The 21594-nt window shown below is 56.8% G+C and carries 22 protein-coding genes, 1 tRNA gene and 3 pseudogenes; 7 read left to right on the top strand and 19 right to left on the bottom strand.

The window, feature by feature from the left end:
* Nucleotides 1–4: 4 nt before the first annotated feature.
* The 9 genes and pseudogenes from QFI97_RS05660 to actS form a co-directional block, all read right to left on the bottom strand.
* The gene (locus QFI97_RS05660) at nucleotides 5–703 is read right to left on the bottom strand and encodes an amino acid ABC transporter permease (RefSeq protein WP_346430695.1); all 699 of its coding nucleotides are present in this window, start codon (nucleotides 701–703) and stop codon (nucleotides 5–7) included.
* Between the two features lie 12 nt (nucleotides 704–715).
* Entirely contained in the window at nucleotides 716–1393 is a 678-nt protein-coding gene (locus tag QFI97_RS05655; RefSeq protein WP_095099165.1) for an amino acid ABC transporter permease, read from the bottom strand.
* 14 nt (nucleotides 1394–1407) lie between these two features.
* Nucleotides 1408–2316: an NAD(P)-dependent oxidoreductase gene (locus QFI97_RS05650; RefSeq protein ID WP_095099168.1), complete on the bottom strand. Its 909-nt coding sequence runs from the start codon at nucleotides 2314–2316 to the stop codon at nucleotides 1408–1410.
* A gap of 21 nt (nucleotides 2317–2337) precedes the next feature.
* A complete protein-coding gene (gene rpiB / locus QFI97_RS05645; protein ID WP_095099174.1) occupies nucleotides 2338–2784 on the bottom strand; it encodes a ribose 5-phosphate isomerase B in 447 nt (148 codons plus the stop codon).
* Nucleotides 2785–2798: 14 nt separating this feature from the next.
* Nucleotides 2799–3551 (bottom strand): FadR/GntR family transcriptional regulator, encoded by a 753-nt coding sequence (locus tag QFI97_RS05640; RefSeq protein ID WP_346430694.1) that lies wholly within the window; start codon nucleotides 3549–3551, stop codon nucleotides 2799–2801.
* Nucleotides 3552–3946: 395 nt separating this feature from the next.
* A complete protein-coding gene (locus tag QFI97_RS05635; protein ID WP_346430693.1) occupies nucleotides 3947–4648 on the bottom strand; it encodes a helix-turn-helix transcriptional regulator in 702 nt (233 codons plus the stop codon).
* 29 nt (nucleotides 4649–4677) lie between these two features.
* A pseudogene (locus QFI97_RS05630) lies at nucleotides 4678–5846 on the bottom strand (IS3 family transposase).
* 352 nt (nucleotides 5847–6198) lie between these two features.
* Nucleotides 6199–6272, bottom strand: a tRNA-Gly gene (locus tag QFI97_RS05625).
* Nucleotides 6273–6352: 80 nt separating this feature from the next.
* Nucleotides 6353–7057 (bottom strand): amidase activator ActS, encoded by a 705-nt coding sequence (gene actS, locus QFI97_RS05620; protein ID WP_331834828.1) that lies wholly within the window; start codon nucleotides 7055–7057, stop codon nucleotides 6353–6355.
* A 269-nt stretch (nucleotides 7058–7326) separates the two neighbouring features.
* Between actS and idi the strand changes: the two genes are divergently transcribed.
* Entirely contained in the window at nucleotides 7327–7878 is a 552-nt protein-coding gene (gene idi, locus QFI97_RS05615) for an isopentenyl-diphosphate Delta-isomerase (RefSeq protein ID WP_346430692.1), read from the top strand.
* Between the two features lie 91 nt (nucleotides 7879–7969).
* On the opposite strand, the gene lysS is transcribed toward idi, so the two are convergent.
* The 5 genes from lysS to xerD form a co-directional block, all read right to left on the bottom strand.
* On the bottom strand, nucleotides 7970–9487 hold the full coding sequence (gene lysS, locus QFI97_RS05610) for a lysine--tRNA ligase (RefSeq protein WP_095099195.1): 1518 nt from the start codon (nucleotides 9485–9487) through the stop codon (nucleotides 7970–7972).
* Between the two features lie 9 nt (nucleotides 9488–9496).
* Nucleotides 9497–10595, bottom strand: a protein-coding gene (gene prfB / locus QFI97_RS05605; RefSeq protein ID WP_143350158.1) for a peptide chain release factor 2 whose coding sequence is annotated in 2 segments (ribosomal slippage) — nucleotides 9497–10519 and nucleotides 10521–10595 — 1098 coding nt in all. Because the reading frame shifts where the segments join, the coding sequence is not laid out codon by codon here.
* A 122-nt stretch (nucleotides 10596–10717) separates the two neighbouring features.
* Nucleotides 10718–12451: a single-stranded-DNA-specific exonuclease RecJ gene (recJ, locus tag QFI97_RS05600; protein WP_095099197.1), complete on the bottom strand. Its 1734-nt coding sequence runs from the start codon at nucleotides 12449–12451 to the stop codon at nucleotides 10718–10720.
* Between the two features lie 5 nt (nucleotides 12452–12456).
* Entirely contained in the window at nucleotides 12457–13170 is a 714-nt protein-coding gene (gene dsbC / locus QFI97_RS05595; protein ID WP_095099199.1) for a bifunctional protein-disulfide isomerase/oxidoreductase DsbC, read from the bottom strand.
* Nucleotides 13171–13193: 23 nt separating this feature from the next.
* A complete protein-coding gene (gene xerD / locus QFI97_RS05590) occupies nucleotides 13194–14090 on the bottom strand; it encodes a site-specific tyrosine recombinase XerD (RefSeq protein ID WP_095099202.1) in 897 nt (298 codons plus the stop codon).
* 158 nt (nucleotides 14091–14248) lie between these two features.
* On the opposite strand from xerD, the gene fldB reads away from it, so the two are divergent.
* Nucleotides 14249–14770 (top strand): flavodoxin FldB, encoded by a 522-nt coding sequence (gene fldB, locus QFI97_RS05585; protein WP_095099209.1) that lies wholly within the window; start codon nucleotides 14249–14251, stop codon nucleotides 14768–14770.
* 30 nt (nucleotides 14771–14800) lie between these two features.
* Here the strand turns inward: fldB and QFI97_RS05580 are convergent, their stop codons facing one another.
* On the bottom strand, nucleotides 14801–15211 hold the full coding sequence (locus QFI97_RS05580) for a protein YgfX (RefSeq protein WP_095099212.1): 411 nt from the start codon (nucleotides 15209–15211) through the stop codon (nucleotides 14801–14803).
* Entirely contained in the window at nucleotides 15192–15458 is a 267-nt protein-coding gene (gene sdhE, locus QFI97_RS05575) for an FAD assembly factor SdhE (protein WP_041147145.1), read from the bottom strand. Before sdhE ends, QFI97_RS05580 begins: the two co-directional genes overlap by 20 nt.
* A 369-nt stretch (nucleotides 15459–15827) precedes the next feature.
* On the opposite strand from sdhE, the gene ygfZ reads away from it, so the two are divergent.
* A complete protein-coding gene (ygfZ, locus tag QFI97_RS05570) occupies nucleotides 15828–16811 on the top strand; it encodes a tRNA-modifying protein YgfZ (RefSeq protein ID WP_346430691.1) in 984 nt (327 codons plus the stop codon).
* Nucleotides 16812–16912: 101 nt separating this feature from the next.
* On the opposite strand, the gene trhA is transcribed toward ygfZ, so the two are convergent.
* Nucleotides 16913–17572, bottom strand: a complete 660-nt coding sequence (gene trhA / locus QFI97_RS05565) for a PAQR family membrane homeostasis protein TrhA (protein ID WP_346430690.1) — start codon at nucleotides 17570–17572, stop codon at nucleotides 16913–16915.
* 160 nt (nucleotides 17573–17732) lie between these two features.
* Entirely contained in the window at nucleotides 17733–18044 is a 312-nt protein-coding gene (gene yqfB, locus QFI97_RS05560) for a N(4)-acetylcytidine aminohydrolase (RefSeq protein ID WP_095099218.1), read from the bottom strand.
* A gap of 49 nt (nucleotides 18045–18093) precedes the next feature.
* On the opposite strand from yqfB, the gene QFI97_RS05555 reads away from it, so the two are divergent.
* From QFI97_RS05555 to QFI97_RS05545, 4 genes and pseudogenes are all read left to right on the top strand, one after another.
* A complete protein-coding gene (locus tag QFI97_RS05555; RefSeq protein WP_095099220.1) occupies nucleotides 18094–18822 on the top strand; it encodes a MurR/RpiR family transcriptional regulator in 729 nt (242 codons plus the stop codon).
* Nucleotides 18823–18942: 120 nt separating this feature from the next.
* Nucleotides 18943–20376 carry a 6-phospho-beta-glucosidase gene (locus tag QFI97_RS05550; RefSeq protein ID WP_095099227.1) on the top strand — a complete coding sequence of 478 codons (1434 nt, stop codon included), beginning with the start codon at nucleotides 18943–18945 and terminating at the stop codon, nucleotides 20374–20376.
* A gap of 129 nt (nucleotides 20377–20505) precedes the next feature.
* A pseudogene (locus tag QFI97_RS23565) lies at nucleotides 20506–20593 on the top strand (copper resistance protein); the annotation flags it as partial.
* Nucleotides 20589–20780: pseudogene (locus QFI97_RS05545) on the top strand (thioredoxin domain-containing protein); the annotation flags it as partial. The pseudogenes QFI97_RS23565 and QFI97_RS05545, both read left to right, overlap by 5 nt.
* 56 nt (nucleotides 20781–20836) lie before the next feature.
* Here QFI97_RS05545 and QFI97_RS05540 read toward each other — a convergent pair.
* Nucleotides 20837–21580 carry an SDR family oxidoreductase gene (locus QFI97_RS05540; protein ID WP_346430689.1) on the bottom strand — a complete coding sequence of 248 codons (744 nt, stop codon included), beginning with the start codon at nucleotides 21578–21580 and terminating at the stop codon, nucleotides 20837–20839.
* Nucleotides 21581–21594: the final 14 nt, after the last annotated feature.

The following is a 21594-nucleotide window of genomic DNA, read 5'->3' as shown; positions in this document are numbered from 1 at the left end:
ATCCTTATCCTCGATTAACGCGCGCCGCAATGGCCTGCAGGCGCTTAGCCTGTTTCTGTGGTGCTCCGCGTTCCAGCCTGCGGCTTAATGCTGAAACCGGAAAACACAGGCAGAAGTAAATGACGGCAACGATCAGATAGATAATAAAGGGCTGGAAAATCGAGTTGTTGATGAGCTGGCCAGCACGCGCCAGCTCGACAAAACCCACCACCGACGCCAGCGAGGTGTTTTTGATTATCTGTACCGAGAATCCAACGGTAGGTGGCGTTGCCAGCTTGATTGCTTGCGGCATAATCACTTTGAACATGCGCTGAGTGCGCGACAGTGCCAGACATTCGGCCGCCTCCCACTGTGCGCGTGGAACCGCTTGTATGCAGCCGCGCCAGATCTCACCGAGATAGGCGCTGGCATAAATGGTAAGAGAGATACCTGCTGCCAGCAGAGGAGCTATCGAATAACCGAGTTGAGGTAAGCCGAAGTAGACCATAAACATGATGATCAGTAGCGGCGTACCCTGAATTAGCTGCACCCATGCGCTGACCAGAAGACGCAGCGGCTTCAATGGCGCAATGCGTCCCAGCGCAATGAGGAACCCCACCAGACCGCCACCGCCACCGCCAAAGGCCATTAGTGACAAAATCACCGTCCACAGCGTGCCATCAAGCAGAAACTGTAGATGGGCAAAGTTAAGAGGAATATTCATCTACGACTCTCCTTAAATCGACGTGCCAAGACGGCGGCGGCGAGGGAAAATCACCTGACCAAATAGCCAGAATATCACTCGCATCAACAGCGACAGCGCGATGTAAATACAGGCCACGATGAAGAACGTTTCAAAGGGGCGATAGGTTTCTGACTGGATAAAATTGGCCGTTGCCGTGAGCTCTTCCGCTGAAATTTGCGATGTCACCGATGATGCCAGCATCAGCAAAATAAACTGGCTGGTTAGCGAGGGGTAAACGCGCTCAATCGCCGGGCGCAGCGCCACATGCCAGTATTGCTGCCAGCGATTCAGCCCCAGCGTTTCGGCGGCTTCCCACTGGCCTTTGTGAATCGACTCGAAGCCGGCGCGCATAATCTCTGCCGTATACGCCCCGACATTGATGGTGAGTGCAATGACTGAAACCGTGAAAGCGCTGAATGAGAAGCCCAGACTGGAGAGACCAAAATAGACCAGGAAGATCTGCACCAGAAAAGGCGTATTGCGAATCGACTCGACATAAACGCCCGTCAGGCGCGCCAACCAAACCGAATCAGAACGACGCGCCGCTGCGCAAAGCGTGCCGATCAGAAAACCGGTTAACGTCGTCACCAAAGCCAGTTTGGCGGTGAGTAGCGCGCCACTCCACAGAAGCTGCCACTGCGCGAGAATTGCTGTGAAATCGAGCATCATAAGGTCAACCCCGGTTATTTTGTTACGCTGTTTTGCTGGCCGGTCAGGCGGTCGTAAACTTTAAAGAGCGCCTGATTGCCGTTGGCACCTTCGCCATAGGCCTGCGCGTTTTGATACTGTGAAGCGACCAGCGCGGTAGCGGGCAGTGGGACCGGATGCTTCTGAGCGGCCTCCAGCACAAGACGCAGATCCTTCATCATCAGATCGATGCGAAATCCTGCGGAGACATCACCGTCAATCATGGCGCTCCCCAGCTTATCGAGCATCCAGGAGGCTGCCGAACCGCCCATCAGCACCTCGCGCATCTGAGGAAGATTGATATCCCAGGCGCGCGCCAGCGCTAACGCTTCACAAATCGCCTGAATATTGATGCCACAAATCAGCTGGTTACATAGCTTTACCGTCTGCCCCGCGCCGGATGCGCCAACGTGATTGAGCGTGGTGCCCATCGCGCGCAAATAAGGAGTAGCCTGAGCAAAGCCCTCGGCGCTGCCGCCCACCATGATCGTCAGATTGCCGTTTTTTGCGCCGACCGGGCCACCGGAAACCGGAGCATCCAGCATCGTGACGCCAATTGTTGCCAGAGATTCGCTTAGCTGGCGCGTCGCGGCGGGTGCGATAGTGCTCATATCAACAAACAGTTTCCCGCGCGGCGGGTTGCTCAGCAGTCCGCCGGCACCGCGCACTATCTCTTCAACCTGCGGGGTGTCGGGCAGCATGGAGATGACGATATCGGCATCGCTGATAGCGCTGGAAAGATCGCTGACCACGTCCACGCCATACTGGCGGAGCGCATCACCTGCTGTTGTGACGACATCAAACGCGCGAACGGTAAAACCTGCCTGTGCCAGATTACGCGCCATCTCGCGGCCCATGACGCCAAGTCCAATAAACCCGACAATGCCGGAAGTGCTGTTACTCATCGTTATGCTCCAGGTTGATGGTTAGTTAAGTTGTTCCAGTTGAGCGAGCTTCGCGACGCGACGAACAAAGTCGTCGTCATGCACAAACTTCGCTTCGAGGAAAGCCATAATCAGATCGCGAGCGAGCCACGGCCCGACAATTTGCGCCCCCATACACATGACGTTGACATCGTCATGCTCCACCGACTGGTGCGCGGAGTGCACGTCGTGGCAGACCGCCGCGCGGATACCTTTTACTTTGTTAGCGGCGATAACCGCCCCGACGCCGGTGCCACATACCAGAATGCCGCGCCGATCTGCGCTGCTGCGCACCTTGCTGCATAACGCTAAGGCGATATCCGGAAAATCAACCGGTTCGGGGTCGTGGCTGCCGACATCGTCAATCTGATATCCGGCCTGATGTAGCCACTGTTTAAGCTCCTGCTTGAGGTGAAATCCTGCGTGGTCACTGCCAATAACAATCTGCATCTGCTGTTTTCCTTTTACGGAGTAGTGAAGGTCGATGAACTGCTGCTGGCCTTGAGGATGGTGGCGCGGCGGCGAAAATCTGAGCCAATCTCGAAGTGGCGGCCAAGTAACTCATCGGCTTTATTCTCATCACGTTCGACGATGGCGGAAAAAATGGCGCGATGATGGTTAATGAGGAACTCCTCAATCCCCTCGACCTGAATGATCTGCTCGCGGCGGTCAAGGTGTGAACGACGCATCAACATGCTGATGGACTGGTAAATATTGATAAGCGTGGGCGAACCGGATGCGGTGACGATGCTTTCATGAAACCTGAAATCCGCTAAGGCACCGAGTTCGGGGGTGCGAATGGTCTCAATGATTTCACCGAGACAGGCGGCCAGGCGATCGTAGTCACTTTGCGTTGCGCGGCGACAGGCTAAGCGAACGGCCTGACGCTCAATCGCGATTCGTGCCTGCATGACGTCATCTACCACGTTGGGCTGGTGGGCAAGTACAAAAGTAAAGAATTCACCGAGAATGGAGACATCAGGTTTGGTTATCACGGTACCAACGCCGTGGCGGATCTCCACCGCCCCGACCATGGCGAGCGCCCGCAGCGCCTCGCGCAGTACCGGCCGACTGACGCCTAACTTTGCCGAAAGCTCGCGCTCCGGCAGAAGGCTGTCTCCGGCTTTCAGTTCGCCGTTGAGTAGCTGATCCCGCAAAAATTTTACAACTCGGTCGTAGCCGCTGCCGGCTTCTGTCTTTTCGCGCCTGATTTCCATGTGATCTCACCAGTGGTCTGTAGTGGTAATACCAATGGTAGATGTGTTAGTGAAATATTAACGTGATGTTGATCGTTAATTGATCAGTTGTTTTTGTGATGTAAGCAACAATGAGTGGAGAAAGCTGGACGGAACAAGAAAATGCTTAGCCGCTGGCTGACAAAAGGTTGTGGTGAACTGAGCAACGGCGGGCAGATGGGAAATGGACAGGTAGCGGAGAGGCTGCTGGTAGCGCGCGTTAGGATTTAGCTGAACCGGGAAAAGGGCCCGCACAAAAAATGATAGCGGAGCCGTCGCCCGGACCTATCGGGGATGATGAGAGATATTTGCGAACGGAGATCGGCCTGATTTTCCCCAGGCGGCGATGTCCTCGAATAGCCGAGGGTGCCTGTACATTACTCTGCATTGAGCTGTCTCATCTCATTATCCCGCCAGCGTTCCCAACGGTTCCTGAGCTCACTCCTGCTGGTGCCAATATCTTCATGCAATATCGTCACCTGGCGTATGCGCTCAGCCCGGAAGTGACGAAAGCCGCCGCGTAGCTCACACCAGCTAATGAGGAGACAGCAGTTCTGGTCATAGCCCAACACCACCGGCCAAACGGTTCTTTGAGTGATGTCACCGGACCTGGAGCAGTAATCCAGCAACAGCTTTTTGCCTTCCCGAATGGCGATGCGTATTTTTCGCGTATCGGGTTTGAAGCTGCCTGACTCATCCGGTTTTATCCCTACCGCCGAATAAGATAAATAACCGAGCAGCCGTGCGGGGACTGCCGAGGCGATTTTTGCCAGCACATCGCTGGCGTTATTCGCCAGAGTCGCATCCGGTAAGCGCCGCACCAGCTCTGCGCCAAGAAAGATGGCTTCCAGCTCCTCGGCCGTAAACATCAAAGGCGGCATGTCGTAATCTGCACTTAAAACATAGCCACAACCCGCCTCCCCCTCTACCGGAACCCTTTGCCCTGCGAGATCCGCAATATCCCGGTAAATGGTTCGCTTTGATACTTCAAGCTCTTCGGCCAATTTCGCCGCGGTGACCGGAAGCGTCGAACGCCTGAGTATCTGGAGAATCTGAAACAGCCTGTCTGCACGTCGCATTTTTTCATCCTGTTGCCACCATGTAGTGGTCAACTAAAACTGGCCACCGCTTTAGAGTTTTTCCAGTATCGATTTTCCGATTCGTTTGGGGGTAACCCACCGTTATAGTCATGCGGCCTTAGCGAGCTGTAATACCCGACGATATAGTCTGTGATCGCATGAGCAGCTTCGCTAAAGTTTATATAACCTGCCACTGGCACCCACTCGTTTTTAAGACTTCTGAAGAAGCGCTCCATCGGGCTGTTGTCCCAACAGTTTCCACGTCGACTCATACTCTGCCTGATCCGGCAACGCCACAGTAACTGCCGGAACTGCCTGCTTGTATAGTGGCTGCCCTGGTCACTGTGGAACATCACTCCGGCTGGTTTACCGCGAGCTTCCCACGCCATTTGCAGCGCTTTGATAGTCAGATTGCTGTCCGGTGAGAATGACATTGCCCAGCCCACAGGTTTCCTTGCGAACAGATCGAGAACAACAGCAAGGTAAGCCCAACGCTTGCCTGTCCAGATGTACGTCACATCGCCGCACCACACCTGGTTAGGTTCTGTCACTGCGAACTGTCGCTCAAGGCGATTCGGGATAGCGATGTGTTCATGACCACCACGTTTATACCGGTGGGTAGGCTGCTGACAACTCACCAGCCCCAGTTCTTTCATGAGCCGGCCGGCAAGCCAGCGTCCCATTCTAAAGCCTCTCAGGGTTGCCATAATGGCGATACTTCTTGCGCCAGCAGAGCCATGGCTGATGTTATGCAGCTCTCGAACCTGACTGCGTAACATAGCTCGCCAACCGTCTGGCTTTTCGGAGCTTTTTTCCCAGTATTTGTAGCTACTGCGATGAACTCCGAATACGTGGCAGAGGGTGACCACAGGATACTGCGCTCTGAGTTTCCCGATTAACGAGAACTGTTCAGGGAGTCTGACATCAAGAGCGCGGTATCCTTTTTTAATATGTCGTTTTCCATTTCAATGCGTTGTAGCTTTTTCTTTAGCTCACGTATTTCAATCTGTTCCGGGGTTATAGGGGAGGCTTTAGGTATTTTGCTCTGTCATTCATCCCGCAACTGCTTTACCCATCGCGTCATGGTAGAAAGCCCCACGTCCATAGCACTGGCCGCAGCTGCAACGGTGTAGTTCTGATCAAGGACCAGTTGAGCGGATTCGCGTTTAAACTCTGCACTGAAATTTCTTTTTTTCATTGAGGCACCTGTAATGTTCTGAGGTGAGCATATCACCTCTGTTCAGGTGGCCAAATTCAGTAAACCACTACATACACAGCCACAAGGCCGTACATCGGGCTTAAAATGCGTGTGATCAATCTGTCGATGACATAACAATGCCAGGGTGGGCTTTTTCTTCACGTTTTACTGTCGCGGTGTGAGGATGCAACTGCCGCCAACGCTGAGTTATACTGTCATCTCACCATGTAACTTAGCGTGACAGTTACCAAGGGCGGATCACAATGGTAGAACCCATAGGCGACTAAAATAGGTAACTATTTAAGTTGCTGATAGAGAAGGCTTTTAAGGCTTCTCCACAAGGGGAGAGATCTGGAGCGGGCGAAGGGAATCGAACCCTCGTATAGAGCTTGGGAAGCTCTCGTTCTACCATTGAACTACGCCCGCAAAGAGGTGCGAGGGTCATTATAGACCTTACGCACCGTCTGACAAGACTGAACCATGCTAACTGCTGATAAAATAACCCGTTAGCACTTAGGCTTACTGCCCTGCGGCGGTAAATAGCGCTGCGGATCGATGGCCGTTGCCCGGTAGCGTATCTGGAAGTGCAGACGCACGGAGTCGGCATCGGTGCTGCCCATCGTGGCGATCTGCTGGCCTATCTTCACGCTCTGGCCGTTATTGACCATCATTTTATCGTTATGCGCATAGGCGCTGATGTAATCATCGCTGTGCTTAATCATGATCAGATTACCGTAGCCGCGCAGCTGGCTGCCGACGTACACCACCTTCCCCGTTCCGGCCGCATACACCGGCTGGCCGCGCGTACCGGCGATATCAATTCCCTTATTGCCACCATCGTTTGAGGAATAAGGCAGGATGACCTTACCGCTGGTCGGCCAGCGCCAGCAGCGCTGCCCTACCGGCGGCCACGATACCGGCGGCTTAGCCGCAGCGGTGCGGGTCGCGCTGCTTTTCTTAGCGGCCTTTCCGGCGCTCGCTCCCGACGCGCTGTTCAGCTTCAGGCGCTGTCCCACTTCAATGGTATAAGGCGGCGAAAGATTATTCAGCCGGGCCAGATCTTTGACGCTGGTGCCGGTGGTGCGGGAAATTCGGTACAGCGTATCACCGCGTTTGACGGTATAGGCGGAACCAGAATCAGATGAACTGGAGCATCCGGCAATCACCAGGCTGCTAACCAACATCATCGTGATATAAAAGCGTTTTCTCATCAGGCGTCCTGCACTCAACACAAACTCTCACCTCGTCAGAATGGACGAATATCATACCAGCCCATAGCCGGATCCCCAATCGATACGCCTCTTATCCTTAAGGATTAAACGTCCGGCGGAGAGCGGCCAATATAGCGCCTTCCCGCCGTCCGCGAGGAGCCTGGGCTTGTTTTGATAATGCCTTTCGTCCGCAAATGATCTACCCTAACGGCCTGAGTACATGGCCCGGCGGGTTTGTACCGGGTCATTTTTTATTTTCAGGAGTCGTCATGACCGGGGAACACGTCATTTTGCTGGACGAGCAGGATAAGCCAGCCGGCATGCTGGAAAAGTATGCCGCTCACACCTTAGATACCCCACTACACCTCGCGTTTTCCTGCTGGCTGTTTGATGAACGGGGCCAGCTGCTGGTCACCCGGCGTTCGCTGGAGAAGAAAGCCTGGCCGGGCGTGTGGACCAATTCGGTCTGCGGGCACCCTCAGGAGGGCGAAACGTTCGAGCAGGCCGTCACGCGGCGCAGCCGCTTTGAGCTCGGCGTCGAAATTACCGGCATCGCGCCGGTCGCGCCTCGGTTCCGCTACCGGGCCGTCGCCCCCAACGGCATCGTCGAGAACGAAGTTTGCCCGGTATACGCCGCCCGCGTCACCGGCCCGCTGCGGCCGAATAGCGATGAGGTTATGGACTATCAATGGTGCAGGCTGGAAGATCTGCTAAACGCGCTGGCGATAACGCCGTGGGCCTTCAGCCCGTGGATGGTGCTGGAGGCCACGGATGAGGCCGCCCGCGCGGCGCTGCAAAAATACGTTGCGTCACTGAGCTGAGCTTCGCCTCATACGGCCATCGCGCAGGATCGCGGCGCACCAATAAAAAACCCCGGCACGCAGGCCGGGGTTTTATCATTCGCGATCGGTCTTATTTAACCGGGCGCATTGCCGGGAACAGGATCACGTCGCGGATGGTGTGGCTGTTGGTAAACAGCATCACCATGCGGTCGATACCAATGCCCAGGCCAGCGGTCGGCGGCAGGCCGTGCTCCAGCGCGGTCACGTAGTCTTCGTCGTAGAACATCGCTTCGTCGTCGCCGGCGGCTTTGGCGTTCACCTGATCGAGGAAACGCTGCGCCTGGTCTTCAGCATCGTTCAGCTCGCTGAAGCCGTTACCGATTTCACGTCCGCCGATGAAGAACTCAAAGCGGTCGGTGATTTCCGGGTTGTCGTCGTTACGACGCGCCAGCGGAGAAACCTCAGCCGGGTACTCGGTGATGAAGGTCGGCTGAATCAGGTGCGCTTCGGCCACTTCTTCAAAGATCTCGGTCACAACGCGGCCCAGACCCCAGCTCTTCTCAACCTTGACGCCGACGGCGGCGGCAATCGCTTTCGCAGAGTCGAAGTTATCCAGATCCGCCATCTCGGTTTCCGGACGGTATTTCTTGATAGCCTCGCGCATGGTCAGCTTTTCAAACGGCTTGCCGAAGTCAAAGGTCTGATCGCCATAAGGCACCGCGGTGTTGCCGAGAATATCCTGCGCCAGGGTACGGAACAGGGATTCGGTCAGCTCGATCAGATCCTTATAGTCCGCATACGCCATATAGAGTTCCATCATGGTGAACTCAGGGTTATGGCGTACGGAGATGCCTTCGTTACGGAAGTTACGGTTGATCTCGAACACGCGCTCGAAGCCGCCGACAACCAGACGCTTGAGGTACAGTTCCGGCGCGATACGCAGGTACATGTCCAGATCCAGCGCGTTGTGATGGGTGATGAACGGACGGGCGGAGGCGCCGCCTGGGATCACCTGCATCATCGGGGTTTCAACTTCCATAAAGCCGCGACCGACCATGAACTGGCGAATGCCGGCCAGGATCTGCGAGCGCACTTTAAAGGTGTTGCGGGATTCGTCGTTGGAGATCAGATCCAGGTAGCGCTGGCGATAGCGCGCTTCCTGATCCTGCAGGCCGTGGAATTTGTCCGGCAGCGGGCGCAGGGCTTTGGTCAGCAGACGCAACTCGGTGCAGTGGATAGACAGCTCGCCGGTTTTGGTTTTGAACAGCTTGCCGCGCGCGGCGATGATGTCGCCGAGGTCCCACTTTTTGAACTGCTCGTTGTAGACGCCTTCCGGCAGATCGTCACGCGCCACGTACAGCTGAATGCGGCCGCCGACGTCCTGCAGGGTCACGAAGGAGGCTTTACCCATGATACGACGGGTCATCATGCGGCCAGCCACCGAGACCTCAACGTTCAGCGCTTCCAGCTCTTCGTTTTCTTTCGCATCGAAGTCAGCGTGCAGTTGGTCAGAGGTATGGTCACGACGAAAATCGTTCGGGAACGGAATACCCTGCTCGCGCAGCGCAGCCAGCTTTTCACGACGGCTTTTCAGTTCATTATTAAGGTCAATTGCCGCGTCAGCGCCCTGTGCTTGTTGTTCAGACATGTTGGTTCCTCATAACCCTGCTTTCAGACTTGCTTCGATAAATTGATCCAGGCTGCCGTCAAGCACCGCCTGAGTGTTGCGGGTTTCCACCCCGGTGCGCAGATCTTTAATGCGGGAATCATCCAGCACGTAAGAACGGATCTGGCTGCCCCAGCCGATGTCCGATTTGGTATCTTCCATCGCCTGCTTCTCGGCATTTTTCTTCTGCATTTCCAGTTCATAAAGCTTGGCTTTCATCTGCTTCATGGCCTGGTCTTTGTTTTTGTGCTGTGAACGGTCGTTCTGGCACTGCGTGACTAACCCGCTTGGAATGTGGGTAATACGCACCGCGGATTCGGTACGGTTAACGTGCTGACCGCCCGCGCCGGAGGCACGGTAAACGTCAATACGCAGGTCCGCCGGGTTGATCTCGATGTCGATATCGTCATCGACTTCCGGGTAAACGAACGCGGAGCTGAAGGAGGTATGGCGACGGCCGCCGGAGTCGAACGGGCTCTTACGTACCAGGCGGTGGACGCCGGTTTCGGTACGCAGCCAGCCGTAGGCGTAATCGCCGATAATCTTGATGGTCACGGACTTGATGCCCGCCACTTCACCTTCAGACTCTTCGATAATTTCGGTCTTAAAGCCGCGCGCTTCGGCCCAGCGCAGATACATGCGCGTCAGCATGCTGGCCCAGTCCTGCGCTTCGGTGCCGCCGGAGCCGGCCTGAATATCGAGGTAGCAATCGGCGCTGTCGTACTCGCCGGAGAACATGCGGCGGAATTCAAGCTGAGCCAGCTTCTCGTCGAGCACATTGAGCTCGGCGACGGCTTCGTTGAAGGTCTCTTCGTCCTCGGCTTCGACAGCCAGCTCCAGCAGGCCGGAAACATCTTCCAGGCCCTGGGACATCTGATCGAGGGTGTCAACGATGGCTTCCAGTGAAGAACGCTCTTTACCCAGCGCCTGTGCGCGCTCGGGTTCGTTCCACACGTCCGGCTGTTCCAGCTCGGCGTTTACTTCTTCCAGACGCTCTTTCTTAGCATCATAGTCAAAGATACCCCCTGAGAACGTCGGAGCGCTCCGTGAGGTCCTGAATACGGTTTTTTACCGGATTTATTTCAAACATGATCGATTTTCTTTTAATGGATTGGTCAAAATGCGGTGATAAGAGCGGAATTGTACCGGATCCCCGCTCTCTTTTATACACACTTCAGCCTTCAGGCGGCCTCTTTGTTGCCGGTTTTTTCATCAGACCGGCCAAAGATGGTCAATGATAAGCTGCAGGCTGCGGTTGCCGCGAAACTCGTTGATATCGAGCTTATAGGCCAGAGTGACTTCGCGCACGCCGTTATCCGGCCAAATCGAGGTATCGACGTTGAAGGCAATCCCGTCCAGCAGCGGCCCGCCGCCAACCGGCTCGACCATCACCTTGAGGTGTCGCTCGCCCACCAGACGCTGCTGCAGCAGGCGGAAACGGCCGTCGAACAGCGGTTCCGGGAACATTTGCCCCCACGGCCCGGCCTCACGCAGCATCTGCGCCACCTCCATGCTCATCTCCCCGACGTCCAGCGGGCCGTCGGAAACCACCTCCCCCTGCAGCAGCGCGGGGTCCAGCCACTCGGTCACCAGCTCGCCGAAGCGCTGCTGAAACTCCTCGAAGCGGGCCTCTTCCAGCGACAGCCCTGCCGCCATCGCGTGGCCGCCAAATTTGAGGATCAGCCCCGGGTTCAGCGTGTCGAGACGCTCCAGCGCATCACGCATGTGCAGCCCCTGGATAGAGCGGCCGGAGCCTTTTAACAGCCCGTCGCCCGTCGGCGCGAAGGCGATAACCGGGCGGTGAAAACGCTCTTTAATTCGCGAAGCCAGGATACCGACCACGCCCTGATGCCACTGCGGGTGATACATCGCCAGCCCGCCGGGCAGCGCTTCACTGCTGCGTTCAAGCTGCTGGCACAGCGTGAGCGCTTCCGCCTGCATCCCCTGCTCAATCTCTTTGCGCGTCTGGTTCAAGGCATCCAGCTCGTTGGCCAGCACCCGCGCTTCGCCGGCGTTATCGCACAGCAGCAGCGCCACGCCGACCGACATATCGTCCAGCCTTCCCGCCGCGTTCAGCCGCGGGCCAAGGGCAAAGCCGAGATCGCTGGCCGCCAGCTTCTGCGGGTCGCGGTTGGCAATTTCCAGCAGCGCCTTAATCCCCGGACGGCACTTGCCCGCCCGAATGCGGCTCAGCCCCTGCCAGGTGAGGATGCGGTTATTAGCATCCAGCGGCACCACGTCAGCCACCGTTCCCAGCGCGACCAGATCCAGCAGCTCCGCGAGGTTAGGCGCGGCAATTCCCCGCGTTTCGAACCAGTTTTTATCGCGCAGGAAGGTGCGCAGCGCCAGCATCAGGTAAAACGCCACCCCGACTCCGGCCAGCGATTTTGACGGGAAGCCGCAGTCGCGCAGGTTCGGGTTGACGATAGCTTCCGCCGCCGGCAGCGTGTCGCCCGGCAGGTGGTGATCGGTAACCACCACCGGGATCCCCAGATCGTGCGCGCGATCGACGCCGCTATGCGAGGAGATGCCGTTGTCGACGGTCATAATCATCTGCGCGCCGCGGGCGTGGGCCTGATCGACCACTTCCGGGCTCAGACCGTAGCCATCTTCAAAACGGTTCGGTACCAGATAGGAGACGTTGCCGTAGCCCAGCGCGCGCAGCGCCAGCACGCTCAGGGCGGTGCTGGTGGCGCCATCAGCGTCAAAATCGCCGACGATTACAATATGCAAATCCTGCTGGAAGGCGTCGTAGAGCATCTCCACGGCTTTATCGATGCCGTTCAGCTGCGCCCACGGCAGCATGCCTTTAACGCCGCGCTCCAGTTCCTGCGCGCTGCGTACGCCGCGGCTCGCGTAGAGCCGCTGCAGCAGCGGCGAAAGGTCGGCGGGAAGCTCCGCGCCATCGGCCGCCTCACGGCGGCGCAGTTGTGTCTGTTGTTTCACGCGAATTATTTACCGCTGGTTTGTTTTTGATGCTCATCGAGGAAGGCTTTCAGCTCTTTCGGTCCCTGATAGCCCGGCAGCACGTAGCCGTTGCTCAATACCATTGCCGGCGTACCGTTGACGCCGAACTGCACGCCAAGCGTGTAGTGCTTGCTGATATCCACGCCGCAGCTGGCCGGCTGTACGCCTTTGCCGCCCATCGCGTCATCCAGGGCTTTGTTGCGATCTTTGGCGCACCAGATGGCCTGCATATCCTGCTCCGTCTGGCTCTGCAGCCCCTGGCGCGGGAAGGCCAGGTAACGAACGGTGATGCCCAGCGCGTTGTAGTCGCTCATCTCTTCATGCAGCTTGTGGCAGTAGCCGCAGGTGATATCGGTAAAGACGGTGATGACGTGTTTTTCCTGCGGCGCCTTATAGATAATCATCTCTTTTTCCAGCGCGTTCAGCTTACCCACCAGCAGCGAGTTAGTGACGTTAACCGGCTGGGCGCCGCTGACGTCATACATCGGTCCCTGAATTACGTGCTTACCGTCGTCGGTCACGTACAGCACGCCGCTGTCGGTCAGTACGGTGCTCATGCCGCTAACCGGCGAAGGCTGAATGTCCGTGCTCTGCACGCCCAGCTTGGCCAGCGACTGCTTGATCGTCGCGCTGTCGGCGTGCGCTGCGCCGGAGAGCGTTGCCGCCAGCAGGGTGAACATCAGTAAACCTTTTTTCATACTCAATCCTTTTTATTCAGCACTCACGCCCGCGGGTGGTGCTGTTGATGAAGTTGTCTCAGACGCTCGGTCGCCACGTGGGTGTAAATCTGCGTCGTCGAGAGATCGCTGTGTCCTAACAGCATCTGCACCACGCGTAGGTCAGCGCCATGATTTAGCAAATGCGTCGCAAACGCGTGACGTAAAACGTGCGGGGAGAGCTTCGCGCTGTCGATCCCCGCCAGCACCGCGTAGTGCTTAATTCGATACCAGAACGTCTGTCGGGTCATTTGCTGCGCGCGCTGGCTGGGAAAGAGCACATCGGAAGCTACGCCGTTCAGCAGCCAGGGACGTCCGTACTCAAGGTAGTTCTCAACCCACAGCACCGCCTCTTCGCCTAGCGGCACCAGCCGCTCTTTGTTGCCTTTCCCCACCACCCGCAGCACGCCCTGGCGCAGGCTGATATCGCTCATCGTCAGGCCCACCAGCTCCGAGACGCGCAGTCCGGTGGCATACAGCACCTCCAGCATGGCCTTGTCGCGCAGCTCCAGAGGCTGCTCCACCAGCGGCGCCTGCAGCAGGCGGTCCACCTGCGCTTCGCTGAGATCTTTCGGCAGACGCTGCGGCAGCTTTGGCGACGCCAGCAGCGCGCTGGGATCGTCGGTACGGATTTTTTCCCGATACAGATGCTGGAAAAAACGGCGCACCGCGCTTAGCAAACGCGCGGTGCTGGTGGCCTTATAGCCGCCGGTTTGCCTTTCGGCCAGCAGCGACTGAAGGTCCTCCCCGCTGACGCTGACAAGCGTCAGCCCGCGATGATGCAGCCATTCCACGACCATCGTCAGGTCCCGACGGTAGGCGCTCAGCGTATTTTCCGCGAGGTTACGCTCCAGCCACAGGGCATCAAGAAACTGTTCGATTTGTGCCAGATCCTGTTCCACATCGGCCTCTTTGCTCGTTAAATCGTCCCCAGTATACCCAAATAAGCCGCACGACTGGACAAAAACGGCGGCGACGGGCTGCCTGAAGTATGACGGGTATCATCACCTTTCTGGTAGACTAGACGCAAAGTCACAGCATGAATTGAGATGTTTACGCCATGAACATAGGCCTTTTTTACGGTTCCAGTACCTGCTACACCGAAATGGCTGCGGAGAAAATCCGCGATATTATCGGCCCTGAATTAGTGACCTTGCACAATCTGAAAGATGACTCCCCTGAGCTGATGACCCGCTACGACGTGCTGATCCTCGGCATCCCGACCTGGGATTTCGGCGAGATTCAGGAAGACTGGGAGGCTATCTGGCCGCAGCTCGGGACGCTGGATCTGCAGGATAAGATAGTGGCGCTGTACGGCATGGGCGACCAGCTGGGCTACGGCGAGTGGTTCCTCGACGCGCTGGGCATGCTGCACGACAGGCTGGCTACCCGGGGCGTGAAGTTTATCGGCTACTGGCCGACCGAAGGCTATGAGTTCACCAGCCAGAAGCCAATCGTCGCCGATGGCCAACTGTTCGTTGGCCTCGCGCTCGATGAAACGAACCAGTATGACCTGAGCGACGATCGTATCCAGAGCTGGTGCGAGCAAATCCTTGGGGAAATGGCCGAACAGTTCGCCTGAGTTTAGCGGCGAGCCTGACGCGCCAGGCTCTTAGTCCTGCGCCGGTTTGTGCAACACCAGCCGGCGCAAATCGCGCCACTCCCTCGCATCCATGCTATCAGCCGCCACCCACAGGTGCTGGCTGCGACGCGTTTGCGTATGGCGCAGACGCAGCAGCATCCCGCTGTTGATCACCCACGGTATGCCGACGATCTCCCACTCCGCTTTTTGCCAGCGCAGTCGGGAATCGGTCATCAGCTTTATTTCTCCCTGGCAGGCGTGGATCCGCCGCTGGCTGCGTACGCAGTCAAACACCACCAGAGAGAGCAGCAGTAGCCATAGCGGGGTGTAGCTGAGCGGCCAGGGCATCAGCAGGACGATAGCCGCCACCACGCCGTGGAGCAGCAGCGAGAACCACTGCGAACGCCAGGAAATGCGTAAATCAGATTGCCACAGGACCACGTTCCCGATTCCGAGTCTGGATTAATTTTACCATCCGCTGCAGCTGCGCGTCGGAGGGTTCGCCGTGATTCATCAGCCAGTTGAACAGATCCGGGTCGTCGTTTTCTAACAACCGGATGAACAGCAGCTTGTCTTCATCGCTGAGCGTATCGTACTCATACTCGAAAAACGGCATGATGGAGATGTCGAGTTCACGCATACCCCGGCGGCATGCCCAGTGGATGCGGGCTTTGTTAGTAATGTCCATGTTATCCTTCCAGCGTAAAGGGATATACCCGTCATACTTCAAGTTGCATGTGCGTTAGCCGCGTTCGTTCCCCCCAGTCACTTACCCGAGTAAGCTCCTGGGGACTCGCTCACTTGCCGCCTTCCTGCAACTCGAATTATTTAGGCTATAGGTTAGTTTAACCCGTTTTTAGCTCTTACTTTACAGCATTATCGAGAAGCGCGAGCAGCATTCCATAAAAACCGTAAATTTATTATGGTTTTATCCATTTCCTTCGTTCGCCTCCTTACGCCCTTAGGGCACAAATGGCCTGCCGAAAGCGCTTGCATTGCACCATAGCTCTTTTACCATTAGTCATTCACTCTGCGTTAAGCTATTCAGGACATGACTATGGCTTTTACACCTTTTCCTCCACGTCAGCCCTCTTCTTCCGCGCGGCTGCCGTTAACGCTGATGACCCTGGATGACTGGGCGCTGGCGACAATCACCGGTCAGGATGCGGAGAAATATCTGCAGGGGCAGATCACCGCTGATGTCAGCGCGCTGGCTGACGATCGCCACCTGCTGGCCGCGCACTGTGACGCCAAGGGTAAAATGTGGAGCAACCTGCGCGTGTTTCACCGCGACGGTGGCTTCGCGTGGATTGAGCGCCGCAGCCTGCGCGACGCGCAGCTGACCGAACTGAAAAAGTACGCGGTGTTCTCTAAAGTGACCATCGCCGCGGATGATGAACACGTCCTGCTGGGCGTCGCCGGTTTCCAGGCCCGCGCCGCGCTGGCTCCGCTGTTCAGCGAACTGCCGAATGCCGATAAGCAGGTGGTTACCGACGGCGCGACCAGCCTGCTGTGGTTTGCGCATCCGGCGGAACGTTTCCTGCTGGTTACCGACGCTGAGACCGCCGTCCGGGTGACCGAAGCCCTGCGCAGCGATGCGCAGCTGAATAATAGCCAGCAGTGGCTGGCGCTGAATATTGAAGCGGGTTTGCCGGTCATCGATAGCGCCAACAGCGCGCAGTTTCTGCCGCAGGCCACCAACCTGCAGGCGCTGGGCGGCATCAGCTTTAAAAAAGGCTGCTATACCGGGCAGGAGATGGTCGCCCGGGCAAAATTCCGCGGAGCCAACAAGCGGGCGCTGTGGTCTCTGACCGGGAAAGCCAGCCGCGTTCCGCAGGCCGGGGAAGATCTTGAGCTGCAGATGGGCGAGAACTGGCGCCGAACCGGCACCGTGCTGGCCGCCGTACAGTTAGATGATGGTCATCTGCTGGTACAGGTGGTGATGAATAACGACATGGAGGCGGACAGCGTGTTCCGCGTACGCGATGATGCCGGAACGTTAAGCATCACCCCGCTGCCGTACTCGCTGGAAGAAGAGTAGCTTTCCGTTCGCGGATAATGGCGCCAGCGCTCTGCGCTGACGCTACTATCCACGCGACCCACGCGACAAAACCTTCGCCGCGCCCGGGCAGGCTGAGTTATTTAAACCTGCCCGACGTACAGATAGATCGCCAGAAAGTGACAAACGCTGCCGCCGAGAACAAAGCCGTGCCAGATGGCATGGTTGTAGGGTATCCGCTTGCAGACGTAGAAGATAACCCCCAGCGAATAGACGATTCCCCCGACCGCCAGCAGCGTCACCCCGCCAACCGCCAGCTTAATCGCCAGCTGATAAACCACGATTAGCGACAGCCAGCCCATCGTCAGATAGGTGACCAGAGACAGAATTTTAAAGCGGTGCGCGATGGTCAGCTTAAACAAGATCCCCAGCAGCGCCAGGCTCCAGATAATGATCATCAGGCCACGCGAGAGCGGCGAGTTGAGCCCCACCAGCAGAAAAGGAGTATAGGTACCCGCAATCAGCAGATAAATGGCGCAGTGGTCGAATTTTTTCAACCATAGCTTCGCCCGCTGATGCGGAACCGCGTGATAAAGCGTAGAGGCGAGGAACAGCAAAATCATGCTGCCGCCGTAGAGGCTGTAGCTGGTAATCGCCATAGCGCTGGCGTTAGCGTCCACCGCCTGCACCAGCAGCAGCACCAGGCCAACGATACCAAACACCAGCCCAATCCCGTGACTGATGCTGTTGGCAATTTCCTCTGCCAGAGAATATCCCTGGGTGATTAATGGTTTGCGAACCATATTTGACTCCGAAAACGTGAAAGCTTTCAACGCCCACCTAGGGTAACTGAGAATGATTCCAGTGAACACCTGTTAGCTAAAATAAAACGATGAATATTTGTAAGTAGTTTAAAATCATCATGTTACATCTAAATTTCACCTAACAGTCGTTCGCTATTTATCAAAGCAGTTTGAATTCAATGACATAAAACTGGTCTTCATCCGGGTAGATCTCCGCGATGACCTGCCGCAGCTGCGCGAGGGTCATATTTTCCTGCTGTGCATGCCGTTCGCTCAGCGTCGCCAGGGTTACCGTTGAGGTTGCGACCACGCTAATCGTGCAAAAATAGCCGTCATCTTCATAGCGCCCGACGCGCAGCACGTCCCCGACTTTGAAATGCGACTCCGCGGCATTGCGGATGGTGATCGTTTTGCGGCCGCTAAGGATGTCGTCCTGAAAGCGCTGAAAAAAGGTTATGTCATTCGGCTGCATGATATCATTCCGTCCTGGTCATTCTGAATTGTGAGTTATTACTGTGAGTATGTTCTCCCACGCCGCTATTGCCAGTCTCAATAATCTTGAGATGATGGTCTACCACTACGTCATTAAGAATCGTGACAAAGTGATGTATATGACCATCCGCGAGCTGGCGGAAGCCGCCGGCGTTTCCACCACCACCGTGCTGCGTTTCTGCCGCAAGCTGCAGTGTGAGGGGTACTCAGAGTTTCGCATACGCTTTAAATTATATCTGGAGCAGAATGAGCCTCAACAGGCAAATATCGGCGCCAGCGAAATTATGAGCTTTTTTAAAAGCGTCAATAACGATGAATTTGATGATTTACTCGAACGCGCTGTGGATATTATCCTCGCCTCAGAGCGTATTATTTTCGTCGGTGCCGGAACCTCCGGCGCGCTGGCGAAATATGGCGCACGGTTCTTCTCCAACGTCGGGAAATTCAGCAACCATATCGACGATCCCTATTTTCCGGTGACTAACGATATGGCGCGCAACGCGCTGGCAATCGTCCTCTCCGTTTCCGGTGAAACCGAAGAGATCCTGCGCTTTGCCGGCCAGTTCAGCCTGCATCGCTGTAAAGTGATGTCGATAACCAGCCACGAACACTCGCGGCTGGCGAAGCTGGCTGATTTCAACCTCTCCTGGCACATACCGCAAACGCGCATCGGCGGCGTCTACGATATTACGACGCAAATTCCGGTTATTTATATTCTTGAAAGTCTGGGGCGTAAATTAGCCCGCAAAATAGCCTGAAAATAACACCCTGTTTTTTCGATGTAACATATTCCAGGCGCGGGAAATTGTTATATCGTGACATTTATATGCTCTTTGCTAGACTCGAAAACAACGAAACATCAGACGAGATTAGCAACAATGAAAAAAATACCTTTAGCGAAAGATTTTTTATGGGGCGGCGCGGTCGCGGCGCACCAGGTGGAAGGCGGCTGGAATAAAGACGGCAAAGGCCCGAGCATTTGCGACGTGCTGACCGGCGGCGCCCACGGCGTGCCGCGCGAGATTACCCACCAGGTAGAGCCGGGTAAATATTACCCGAACCACGAAGCCATTGATTTCCACGGCCGCTACAAAGAAGACATCAAGCTGTTCGCTGAGATGGGCTTCAAATGTTTCCGCACCTCCATCGCCTGGACCCGCATCTTCCCGCTCGGCGACGAAACTCAGCCGAACGAAGAGGGGCTGAAATTCTATGACGACATGTTCGATGAGCTGCTGAAGTACAATATCGAACCGGTTATCACCCTCTCCCACTTTGAAATGCCCCTGCACCTCGTGCAGCAGTACGGCGGTTGGACGAACCGTAAAGTCGTCGATTTCTTCGTGCGCTTTGCCGAAGTGGTCTTCGAGCGCTATAAGCACAAAGTGAAATACTGGATGACCTTTAACGAGATCAACAACCAGCGTAACTGGCGTGCGCCGCTGTTCGGCTACTGCTGCTCAGGCGTGGTCTATACCGAGCATGAAAACCCGGAAGAGACCATGTACCAGGTGCTGCACCATCAGTTCGTGGCCAGCGCGCTGGCGGTGAAGGCGGCGCGACGCATCAACCCGGAGATGCAGGTTGGCTGCATGCTGGCGATGGTCGCCCTCTACCCGTTCTCCTGCAAGCCGGAAGACGTGATGTTCGCTCAGGAGTCGATGCGCGAACGCTACGTCTTCACCGACGTGCAGCTGCGCGGCTACTACCCAACCTACGTGCTGAACGAGTGGGAGCGACGCGGCTTCAGCATCAGGATGGAAGAGGGCGATGAGCAGATCCTGCGCGAAGGCACCTGCGACTACCTCGGCTTCAGCTACTACATGACCAACGCGGTGAAGGCCGAAGGCGGCAGCGGCGATGCCATTTCCGGCTTTGAAGGCAGCGTACCGAACCCACACGTTAAGGCCTCCGACTGGGGCTGGCAGATTGACCCGGTGGGCCTGCGCTACTCGCTGTGTGAGCTGTACGAACGCTATCAGAAGCCGCTGTTTATCGTTGAAAACGGCTTTGGCGCCTATGACAAGGTAGAAGAGGACGGCAGCATCAACGATGACTACCGCATCGACTACCTGCGCGCCCACGTTGAAGAGATGATAAAAGCGGTCACTTACGATGGCGTCGAGCTGATGGGCTACACCCCGTGGGGCTGCATCGATTGCGTCTCCTTCACTACCGGCCAGTACAGCAAGCGCTACGGCTTTATCTACGTCAATAAGCACGATGACGGTACCGGCGATATGTCCCGCTCGCGTAAGAAGAGCTTCAACTGGTATAAAGAAGTGATTGCCAGCAACGGCGAAAAGCTCTGATTTCATGCTCTGCCTCCTCCTCTCCCCTGCCGGGAGAGGAGTCCCCCCGCCCGGACACGTCTTTACAGCTTCGCATTGCCAAAACGCTTCCACCCGCGAAGATAGGCCATGTGAATAACTGAGGCGATCATGATTAAGCGACAGCGAAAAGCCATTCTTCTTTGTAGTCCTTGCCTGTCTGGTGGTGCTGGTATGCGCAGCGTATGGCGGGGCTGGAGAGGTGGCTGGCGCGCAAAAAAATGGCGCTGCCGACGGTTAACGACCCCGACGGGCGGCTTTCAGGCCAGCGGGACGTACAGGTCACGCCAGCCCTGGAGGTGATTTCTCGCGGCGAGGTGAAATCCATCGCCACCGGCTGGACCAGCGGCTGGGGAGTGCGCCTGCGGCTATGGCTGGCGTCATAACCTCATGAACCCGGGCAAAGCGCAGGCCGCCGCCCGTATTGCGCACTGGCCGGAGGTTATTTTCCTCCGGCCAGCTCAAGGAAGCTGCCGGTCACGTAGGAAGCTTTATCGCTCAGCAGCCAGGCGATCGCCTGGGCGACCTCTTCCGGCTGCCCGCCGCGCTGCATCGGCAGCGCCGCTTTCACCCGCTCCACGCGCCCCGGCTCGCCGCCGGAGGCGTGCATGTCGGTATAGATAAACCCCGGACGCACGCCGTTAACGCGAATACCCTGCGCCGCCACCTCCAGCGACAGGCCGGTGGTCAGCGTATCGACCGCCCCTTTCGACGCGGCGTAATCAACGTATTCCCCCGGTGAGCCCAGACGCGCCGCCGCCGAAGAGACGTTGACGATGGCCCCGCCCTTGCCGCCGTGACGGTGCGACATCCGCTTCACCGCCTCGCGACAGCAGAGGAAATAGCCGGTGACGTTGGTGCTCAGCACCCGATTAATCCGCTCGGCGGTCAGGTCTTCAACAGAGCTCTGCGTAAACAGAATGCCGGCATTATTCACCAGCGCGCCCAGGGGTTCGCCAAGGCGGTCGATGCCGGCAAACATCGCCACCACCTGCGCTTCGTCGCTGATATCCGCGCGCAGCGCGATAGCCTTGCCGCCCTGGGCAATAATCTCATTCACCACTTCCGTCGCCGCGCTCACGTTGTGATGATAATTCACCGCCACGGTATAGCCTTCCTGCGCCAGCAGCAGCGCCGTCGCCCTGCCAATTCCGCGGCTCGCGCCGCTAATCAGTGCTACCGTCATCGCATTCTCCCAAA

The sequence above is a fragment of the Klebsiella scottii genome (genome assembly GCF_036561945.1).
In the GTDB taxonomy this organism is placed as follows: Bacteria; Pseudomonadota; Gammaproteobacteria; order Enterobacterales; family Enterobacteriaceae; genus Klebsiella; species Klebsiella scottii.
This window is presented reverse-complemented; position numbering and strand designations above follow the sequence as displayed.

Excerpts from the sequence above, each read along its gene's own strand:
- QFI97_RS05660 (WP_346430695.1), bottom strand. The coding sequence starts at position 703 with ATGAATATTCCTCTTAACTTTGCCCATCTACAGTTTCTGCTTGATGGC.
- QFI97_RS05655 (WP_095099165.1), bottom strand. The coding sequence starts at position 1,393 with ATGATGCTCGATTTCACAGCAATTCTCGCGCAGTGGCAGCTTCTGTGG.
- QFI97_RS05650 (WP_095099168.1), bottom strand. The coding sequence starts at position 2,316 with ATGAGTAACAGCACTTCCGGCATTGTCGGGTTTATTGGACTTGGCGTC.
- rpiB (WP_095099174.1), bottom strand. The coding sequence starts at position 2,784 with ATGCAGATTGTTATTGGCAGTGACCACGCAGGATTTCACCTCAAGCAG.
- QFI97_RS05640 (WP_346430694.1), bottom strand. The coding sequence starts at position 3,551 with ATGGAAATCAGGCGCGAAAAGACAGAAGCCGGCAGCGGCTACGACCGA.
- QFI97_RS05635 (WP_346430693.1), bottom strand. The coding sequence starts at position 4,648 with ATGCGACGTGCAGACAGGCTGTTTCAGATTCTCCAGATACTCAGGCGT.
- actS (WP_331834828.1), bottom strand. The coding sequence starts at position 7,057 with ATGAGAAAACGCTTTTATATCACGATGATGTTGGTTAGCAGCCTGGTG.
- idi (WP_346430692.1), top strand. The coding sequence starts at position 7,327 with ATGACCGGGGAACACGTCATTTTGCTGGACGAGCAGGATAAGCCAGCC.
- lysS (WP_095099195.1), bottom strand. The coding sequence starts at position 9,487 with ATGTCTGAACAACAAGCACAGGGCGCTGACGCGGCAATTGACCTTAAT.
- dsbC (WP_095099199.1), bottom strand. The coding sequence starts at position 13,170 with ATGAAAAAAGGTTTACTGATGTTCACCCTGCTGGCGGCAACGCTCTCC.
- fldB (WP_095099209.1), top strand. The coding sequence starts at position 14,249 with ATGAACATAGGCCTTTTTTACGGTTCCAGTACCTGCTACACCGAAATG.
- sdhE (WP_041147145.1), bottom strand. The coding sequence starts at position 15,458 with ATGGACATTACTAACAAAGCCCGCATCCACTGGGCATGCCGCCGGGGT.
- ygfZ (WP_346430691.1), top strand. The coding sequence starts at position 15,828 with ATGGCTTTTACACCTTTTCCTCCACGTCAGCCCTCTTCTTCCGCGCGG.
- trhA (WP_346430690.1), bottom strand. The coding sequence starts at position 17,572 with ATGGTTCGCAAACCATTAATCACCCAGGGATATTCTCTGGCAGAGGAA.
- yqfB (WP_095099218.1), bottom strand. The coding sequence starts at position 18,044 with ATGCAGCCGAATGACATAACCTTTTTTCAGCGCTTTCAGGACGACATC.
- QFI97_RS05555 (WP_095099220.1), top strand. The coding sequence starts at position 18,094 with ATGTTCTCCCACGCCGCTATTGCCAGTCTCAATAATCTTGAGATGATG.
- QFI97_RS05550 (WP_095099227.1), top strand. The coding sequence starts at position 18,943 with ATGAAAAAAATACCTTTAGCGAAAGATTTTTTATGGGGCGGCGCGGTC.
- QFI97_RS05540 (WP_346430689.1), bottom strand. The coding sequence starts at position 21,580 with ATGACGGTAGCACTGATTAGCGGCGCGAGCCGCGGAATTGGCAGGGCG.